This is a genomic window from Waltera acetigignens, assembly GCF_025567015.1.
Taxonomy (GTDB): domain Bacteria; phylum Bacillota; class Clostridia; order Lachnospirales; family Lachnospiraceae; genus Acetatifactor; species Acetatifactor acetigignens.
This window is the reverse complement of record NZ_JAOQJO010000012.1, coordinates 135,174-142,579: the sequence shown is the minus strand read 5'-3', so window position 1 is coordinate 142,579 and position 7,406 is coordinate 135,174. Positions and strand designations below refer to the sequence as shown.

Below are 7,406 nucleotides of genomic sequence, written 5' to 3'. Positions count from 1 at the left end.
CTACGAGGTAGATAGGAATGAGGTGTAAGCACAGCAATGTGTTCAGCTGACATTTACTAATCGGTCGAGGGCTTGACCAAAGGTTTTGGATAGGAAAAGGATGTAAGTTAGGGTATAGAGATTAGATTTCAGTGTTCGGTTTTGAAGGTACAAATTGTTATCTTCAGGAATGGCCCAGTGGCTCAGTTGGTTAGAGCGTCGCCCTGTCACGGCGAAGGTCGTCGGTTCGAGTCCGATCTGGGTCGTTAAAGGATTTTTAATCCTTGTGGGGTCTTAGCTCAGCTGGGAGAGCATCTGCCTTACAAGCAGAGGGTCATAGGTTCGAGCCCTATAGGCCCCATTTCTAGTGAAAACGGTTTTAAATGTTACGCCGATGTGACTCAATTCATGACGATTGAGGAGTGAAACGAGTCAAGCGTAGGCAGAGCTGCTGATTACAAATCAGCTGTTATGAATACGCCGATGTGGCTCAATTGGCAGAGCAGCTGATTTGTAATCAGCAGGTTATCGGTTCGAGTCCGATCATCGGCTTTATGGAACACAATTCCATATGGATGGATTCCCGAGTGGCCAAAGGGGACAGACTGTAAATCTGCTGCAATTTGCTTCGGTGGTTCGAATCCACCTCCATCCATTTTCTTTTTCAGGAATATTTTTGAAAAGGAAAACATATCATATACAACATAATATCGCGGGGTGGAGCAGTCTGGAAGCTCGTCGGGCTCATAACCCGAAGGTCATAGGTTCAAATCCTGTCCCCGCTACTAAGATCTGAGTGAAAATTCAGATCTAAAATGCCCAGATAGCTCAGTTGGTAGAGCAGAGGACTGAAAATCCTCGTGTCACTGGTTCGATTCCGGTTCTGGGCATTTGTAATATCTAAAAATAATATATGGGATACTAGCTCAGTCGGTAGAGCACTTGACTTTTAATCAAGTTGTCGGGGGTTCGAATCCCCCGTGTCTCATTGCAGAGAGATCAATATACGGTTTGTATATTGATCTCTTTTAATTTACGCGAGCAACGAGCCAAAGTCCGTGCTCGCACGAGATCTTGGCGACTGCCGCGATAACTTGAGAAACTCGCGAAGCGTGTTTCTCATAGTTTTCCAGGCACAAGAGAACCTATATCAGACCATTGCCTGCACAAGAATGATATGCTAAAATAATTCGTCGGAAATAAAGAAATCAACGAAAGAGATTTAAAATCGAAATGGAAAGTAAAGTAAAAGAATTGCGTTACGCAATCGTACAGTCCATACCAGTCATGCTGGGATATCTTTTCCTGGGATTTGCCTTTGGACTGATGCTGAATGATGCAGGATACGGCTTCTGGTGGGCCTTTTTTATCAGCTTGTTTGTGTATGCGGGAAGCATGCAGTTTGTGTTGGTCACCTTGCTGACGGCGGGAGCAAGTCTGTGGTATACACTGATCATGACGTTGTTTGTCAATGGCAGACACATATTTTACGGACTTTCTTTTGTAGAAAATTTCAAAAAAATGGGTATAACATATCCTTATATGATCTTTTCCCTTACGGATGAGACGTTTTCTCTGTTATGTGATCTGAAAGTTCCTGAGGGAATGCGTGAGGAACGGGTCAGCTTCTACATTTCTCTGTTGGATCATTGCTATTGGATTCTGGGAAGCTGTGTAGGTGCACTGGCCGGAAGGGTCCTGCCAATCGACACTACGGGAATTGACTTTTCCATGACGGCATTATTCACAGTTATAGTAGTCAACCAGTGGATGGATACGAAAGAACATAAACCGGCAGTCATCGGAGGCGTTGTCGGAGTTCTGTGTTTACTGGTACTGGGCGCAGACACCTTTTTATTACCTGCATTGACCATTACCGCAATCATATTATTAGGAGTTAAGAAAAAATGTTACATTCCGTCGCAATCATAGCAGTTGCAGCTATTGTAACTTTGATCATACGGGCAGTTCCTTTCGTGGCATTTGATGGAAAGAGAGAGGTTCCGGAAACAGTCACATATCTTGGAAAAGTACTTCCGCCGGCCATTATGGTGATTCTTGTTATTTACTGTGTAAAAGGAATTAATCTGTTTACCGGCAGTCATGGAATTCCGGAATTGTTGTCTATTGCCGTGGTGGCATTGCTTCATATCTGGAAGAAAAATACGTTGCTGAGTATAGCTGTAGGGACCATACTTTATATGATATTAGTGCAAGTAGTATTCTAAAACGGTGTGAAAAGGCTTTTTTTCAGCCTTTTCACACTGTTTTTTTACGAAATTAAATGCTATAATGAGCGCAACAGAAATAAGATGAGGGAGAAACAGAAGATAAAATGGAAAACGATAACAAAGAATTAAAAGAAGAAACAACAAAGAAAGAGGCTGATAAGAAAGAAACGGAGAGCAAAGAGGAAATAAAACAGCCTGTGGAAGAGACAGCGGTACAGAAGAAAAAGAGCAAAAAATGGATTGGTATTGTAGCAGCTGTAGTTGCAGTAATTCTATTGGCATATGGTGGTGTGGCAATTTACTACCAGTCTCATTTTCTGAATCATACTTATATCAATAACAGTGATTGCAGTAATATGACGGCGACAGAGGTAGCGGCGATCATGGATCAGCAGTCACAGCAGTATAGTTTACAGATTCTGGGTAGAGATGAGAACGGTGTGCAGGAAGAGATCGGTACGATCACAGCATCTGAGATCGGAATGTACTGGGTGGATACTTTGAATGCGGCACAGGAGCTTTTGAACAGACAGAATGAATTCCTGTGGATTGAGATGCTGTGGAGTACGCAGAATCATGATGTAGTTCAGGGGGTGTCCTATGATGCAGACAAATTGCAGGAACAACTGGCACAGATGCCTGCACTGCAGAACAAAAATATGATTGCACCGGAAGATGCTTATATCAGTGAATATTCCGAGAAGAACAAGAATTATGAAATCATTCCGGAGACCATGGGAATAGAGTTGAACAACAACCTGGTAGAAGAAGTAGTATCCACAGCAATCATGCAGGGAGATACCACGGTAGATCTGGAGGAGCAGGGCTGTTATGAAACTGCCAAAATAACGGCAGAGGATGCAGCGCTGGTAAAAGCCTGTGATACCATGAATAAATGGGTCAGCGCACAGATCACCTATGACTGGAACGGCAATAAGGTTGTCGTAGACGGAGATACGATCCATGAGTGGATCCAGACGGATAACAAGGATCCCCAACTGGACGAGGAAGCAATCGAGGAATTCGTAGCAGAACAGGCCAAAGAATATGACACCTATGGCAAAAAGAGAAAGTTTACCACAGTTCAGGGAATCGAGCTTACCTTGCCCAGCGGAGCTTACGGCTGGAAGACCGACCGCGAGGAAGAGGTCAAAGAACTGACAGCTTCTATTGAAAAGGGAGAAAACATCGACAAGGAACCGGTATACAGCAGCAAGGGAGCACAGAAGGGAAGTGACGATATCGGTAATTCCTACGTGGAAATTGATCTGACGAATCAGCATCTTTATCTGTTCCAGAATGGAAGCATTGTATTGGAGACAGATTTTGTATCCGGTAATATGAGCAAAGCGGGCTGCATGACCCCTCCCGGAGTGTTCGGACTGACCTATAAGACAAAAAATGCCGTATTACGCGGTGCGGATTATGAGACGCCGGTAAACTACTGGATGCCTTTTAACGGAAATGTCGGAATGCATGATGCTACCTGGAGAGGAAGCTTCGGTGGAACCATCTATCTGACATCAGGCTCTCACGGTTGTGTCAATCTGCCACTGAATATGGCGGCAGCTATTTATGAATATGTATCTACCGGTTTCCCGGTAGTATGCTATTACTATTAATGCGAATCAGTGTGGCTATAGATGAGGGGATATTGAGAAGGAAGGCAGTTTTATGAAACAGCGTTCAGCAAAAAAAGTGCAGAAGTGGAAAGAGAGATTTGAAAGAGAACGACAGTTAAGGCAGGAGATCCGGGCGGTAGCACCGGATATTCTGCGTTCTAAGAACTTTCGCTCCACACGGTCACATGTACAGCACGGTAACATGACAGTCAATGATCACAGTATGAATGTGGCAAAATATAGTCTTGCCATCAGCGAGAAGCTGCATATTCCCTGTGAAAAAAAGGATTTGATCCGTGGGGCATTATTGCATGATTACTTTCTGTACGACTGGCACACGCCGGATCATATCAGCCCCCATAAGCTGCATGGCTTTTATCATCCGGGAAGAGCGCTTCACAATGCACAGAAGGAATACCATCTCACTCCCAGGGAAAAAGATATTATAAAAAAACATATGTGGCCGCTAACAATCTCCGCAGTTCCCATGTGTCGTGAAGCCTGGATCGTCACCATGGCAGACAAATGGTGTTCGCTTATGGAGACATTTCATGTACATAAGGGACATGGAGCCCTGATCGAGAAGCTTCGGAAGATTGAAGAGGAGCAGGGAAAATAAAAGGGTGGAAACCCAAAACAGGAGAATGACGGAATTGGGTGAATTATACCGGAGATTAAAAGACTACAGTAAGACAGATTATTATCCTTATCATATGCCGGGACATAAGAGACTGCTTTGTGGAGAATTCCCCCGGGAGATCATGGATATCGACATCACGGAGATTGATGGATTTGATAATCTACATGCTCCAGAGGAAATCCTAAGACGATTACAGAACGAGGCAGCCGGACTGTACGGCGCAGACGAGAGCTTTTACCTTATCAACGGAAGTACCTGCGGGGTTCTGGCGGCAATCAGTGCGGCGGTTCCGAGGGGCGGGCGGATCCTTATGACCAGAGGAGCCCATAAATCTGCGTATCATGCGGCATATCTGAGAAATTTAACAGTTTCTTATCTGTATCCGGAAATGATGGAGGAGTATGATATTTATGATGCGGTAACTCCGGAACAGATCGCAGAGGCATTCAGCCGGGAGCCTGTTCCGGATGCGGTATTTCTGGTGTCACCCACTTATGAAGGCAGGATCGCAGATATAGAGACGATCGCAAAGCTGGTACATAGTAAAGGAATTCCTCTGATCGTGGATGAAGCCCATGGTGCTCATCTGGGACTGGCGGAAGGATTTGCGAAGAACAGCTGCCAGTGTGGCGCGGATCTGGTGATCCACAGTGTTCATAAGACTTTGCCGGCACTGACACAGAGCGCGTTGCTTCATGTCAACGGAAGACTGGTCGACAGAGAACGTTTGCGCAGGTTTTTGCATATTTATCAGTCCAGTAGTCCATCCTATGTACTAATGGCAGGAATTGACAATGCACTACAGCTGGTAAAGGAGCAGGGAGATTATCTGTTTGCCCGGTTGCAGGTGAATTATCTGAGAATGCTGACAGAACTGTCAGAATGCAGGAACCTTCATTTCTTGCCGCTGGATGCCAGACAGGATATCGGAAAACTGGTGATATTATCTTCAAAGGCAGGTTTGTCAGGACAGCAGATTTATGATATTCTATTAGAGGAGTACCACTTGCAGTTGGAAATGGCAGCTGCAGATCATTGTCTTGCGATGTTCACCATAGGAGACAGTGACGAGGCATACACAAGAATGACGGATGCATTGCTTGCCATCGATCGTGACATATCTGCGGGAAAGTGGCAGACGCAGCCACAGACGGAAGGCGGAGATTCCAGAGAGACATCTCTCTATCACATGCAGCCGGAAGTCAGTTTGTCTCTTGCGGATGCATGGGATGCCGAAAAAGAGGAGATTCCTCTGGCACAGGCTGCAGGCAGGATTGCAGGAGATTTTGTGAATCTGTATCCTCCCGGAATTCCGGTGCTGGTACCGGGAGAACAGATCGAAGAGATCCATTGCCGAAAGCTTGCGGAGTATTTCAGAAAGGGTCTGAAGGTACAGGGAGTCACCGAAAAAGACGAATATTGCATTACCGTAGTCAAAAATCAAAAAAAATAGCAGCAGAAAGGATTTAGCCTGTATGAGAAAAACCAAAATTATTTGCACCATCGGTCCGGCCAGTGAGAGTGAGGAGAAATTAAGAGAATTGATGCTTGCAGGCATGAACGTGGCACGTTTTAACTTTTCCCATGGAAGCCATAAGGAACAGCTGGTTAAATACAACAGAGTACTGAAAGTACGAAAAGAACTGGGATTGCCGGTAGCAACTCTGTTGGATACCAAAGGACCGGAGATTCGTCTGCGTGATTTTGAGGGCGGTAAGGTAGAGCTGGTATCCGGTCAACAGTTTGTCCTGACAACGGAAGAAATCATGGGAACAGCGGAAAGAGCCACTATTTCCTACAAAAATCTGAAAAATGACATCAATGTCGGGAAAACGATCCTGATCGATGACGGTCTGATCGAAATGACGGTAGAAGAGATCAAAGGAGAAGACATTGTATGTAAGGTCATAAACGGCGGTTTTGTATCGAATCATAAGGGTGTCAATGTACCGGGAGCGATTCTGTCCATGCCTTATATCAGTGAGGTGGATCTGGCAGATATTGTGTTTGGTGTAGAGCACGGATTTGACTTTATCGCAGCTTCCTTTGTCAGAACCAGGGAAGATATTCAGGAAGTGCGCAAGATCGTAGAGGACAGAGGCAGCAAGATCAAGATCATCGCCAAGATCGAGAACATGCAGGGAATCCAGAATCTGGAAGAGATCATTACTGCAGCAGACGGTATCATGGTAGCACGTGGTGACATGGGTGTCGAAATTCCTCTGGAAGAAGTACCTATTCTGCAGAAGAAGATGATCAAGATGGCAGTGGCACAGGGCAAGCATGTAATCACTGCGACCCAGATGCTGGAGTCCATGATCAAGAATCCACGTCCGACCAGAGCGGAGGCAACAGATATTGCCAATGCGATCTATGACGGAACCACAGCAATCATGCTTTCCGGCGAGAGCGCAGCCGGTCTGTATCCGGTAGAGGCTGTTAAGACTATGTCCCGCATTGCGGAGAGAGCAGAGCAGGATATTGACTACCGCGGAAGAATGCAGAGAGTCAAGGAAGACAGACAGGAGACTCCGGATATTACCACGGCAATCTCCTATGCAACATGCAGCGTTGCTTCCGATCTGAATGCAGCAGCTATTATTACGGTAACCATGTCCGGATTTACCGCAAATATGATCGCACGTTATAAGCCCGGATGCCAGATCATCGGCTGTACATTGGATGAGAAGGTATACCGCCAGTTAAATCTGCTGTGGGGTGTAAAACCTGTCATGATCCAGAAGGAGCGGACCACGGATGCTCTGTTCGAGGAAGCGGTATTCAAGGCAAAGCAGGCAGGTCTGGTGAAAACCGGGGATACGGTTGTCATCACCGCAGGCGTACCTCTGGGCGTGGTAGGTAAGACCGATATGATCCACGTGGTGGAAGTAGAATAAAAACGTACTGTACGGCGGTCAAACAGCCGAAACAGGA

General features: G+C 45.7%; 6 protein-coding genes, 7 tRNA genes and 1 rRNA gene. All 14 read left to right on the top strand.

Annotation, left to right across the window (positions count from 1 at the left end):
* Window positions 1–80: ribosomal RNA gene (locus OCV96_RS12350) — 23S ribosomal RNA — on the top strand; the annotation flags it as partial.
* 91 nt (window positions 81–171) lie between these two features.
* Window positions 172–245 (top strand) — tRNA-Asp (locus tag OCV96_RS12345).
* A gap of 22 nt (window positions 246–267) precedes the next feature.
* Window positions 268–340 (top strand) — tRNA-Val (locus OCV96_RS12340).
* A gap of 118 nt (window positions 341–458) precedes the next feature.
* Window positions 459–531 (top strand) — tRNA-Thr (locus OCV96_RS12335).
* A 21-nt stretch (window positions 532–552) separates the two neighbouring features.
* A tRNA-Tyr gene (locus OCV96_RS12330) sits at window positions 553–634 on the top strand.
* Window positions 635–690: 56 nt separating this feature from the next.
* Window positions 691–764: transfer RNA gene (locus tag OCV96_RS12325), tRNA-Met, on the top strand.
* Window positions 765–796: 32 nt separating this feature from the next.
* Window positions 797–869: transfer RNA gene (locus OCV96_RS12320), tRNA-Phe, on the top strand.
* A 25-nt stretch (window positions 870–894) separates the two neighbouring features.
* Window positions 895–967, top strand: a tRNA-Lys gene (locus OCV96_RS12315).
* 245 nt (window positions 968–1,212) lie between these two features.
* On the top strand, window positions 1,213–1,911 hold the full coding sequence (locus OCV96_RS12310; protein WP_227733796.1) for an AzlC family ABC transporter permease: 699 nt from the start codon (window positions 1,213–1,215) through the stop codon (window positions 1,909–1,911).
* Window positions 1,887–2,207 carry a branched-chain amino acid transporter permease gene (locus tag OCV96_RS12305; RefSeq protein ID WP_227733795.1) on the top strand — a complete coding sequence of 107 codons (321 nt, stop codon included), beginning with the start codon at window positions 1,887–1,889 and terminating at the stop codon, window positions 2,205–2,207. Before OCV96_RS12310 ends, OCV96_RS12305 begins: the two co-directional genes overlap by 25 nt.
* A 107-nt stretch (window positions 2,208–2,314) precedes the next feature.
* Window positions 2,315–3,832, top strand: a complete 1,518-nt coding sequence (locus tag OCV96_RS12300) for a peptidoglycan binding domain-containing protein (RefSeq protein WP_262594661.1) — start codon at window positions 2,315–2,317, stop codon at window positions 3,830–3,832.
* A gap of 52 nt (window positions 3,833–3,884) precedes the next feature.
* Window positions 3,885–4,451 carry an HD domain-containing protein gene (locus tag OCV96_RS12295; RefSeq protein WP_022312595.1) on the top strand — a complete coding sequence of 189 codons (567 nt, stop codon included), beginning with the start codon at window positions 3,885–3,887 and terminating at the stop codon, window positions 4,449–4,451.
* Between the two features lie 34 nt (window positions 4,452–4,485).
* Window positions 4,486–5,925 (top strand): aminotransferase class I/II-fold pyridoxal phosphate-dependent enzyme, encoded by a 1,440-nt coding sequence (locus OCV96_RS12290; RefSeq protein WP_262594660.1) that lies wholly within the window; start codon window positions 4,486–4,488, stop codon window positions 5,923–5,925.
* Window positions 5,926–5,947: 22 nt separating this feature from the next.
* A complete protein-coding gene (gene pyk, locus OCV96_RS12285) occupies window positions 5,948–7,369 on the top strand; it encodes a pyruvate kinase (RefSeq protein ID WP_262594659.1) in 1,422 nt (473 codons plus the stop codon).
* Window positions 7,370–7,406: the final 37 nt, after the last annotated feature.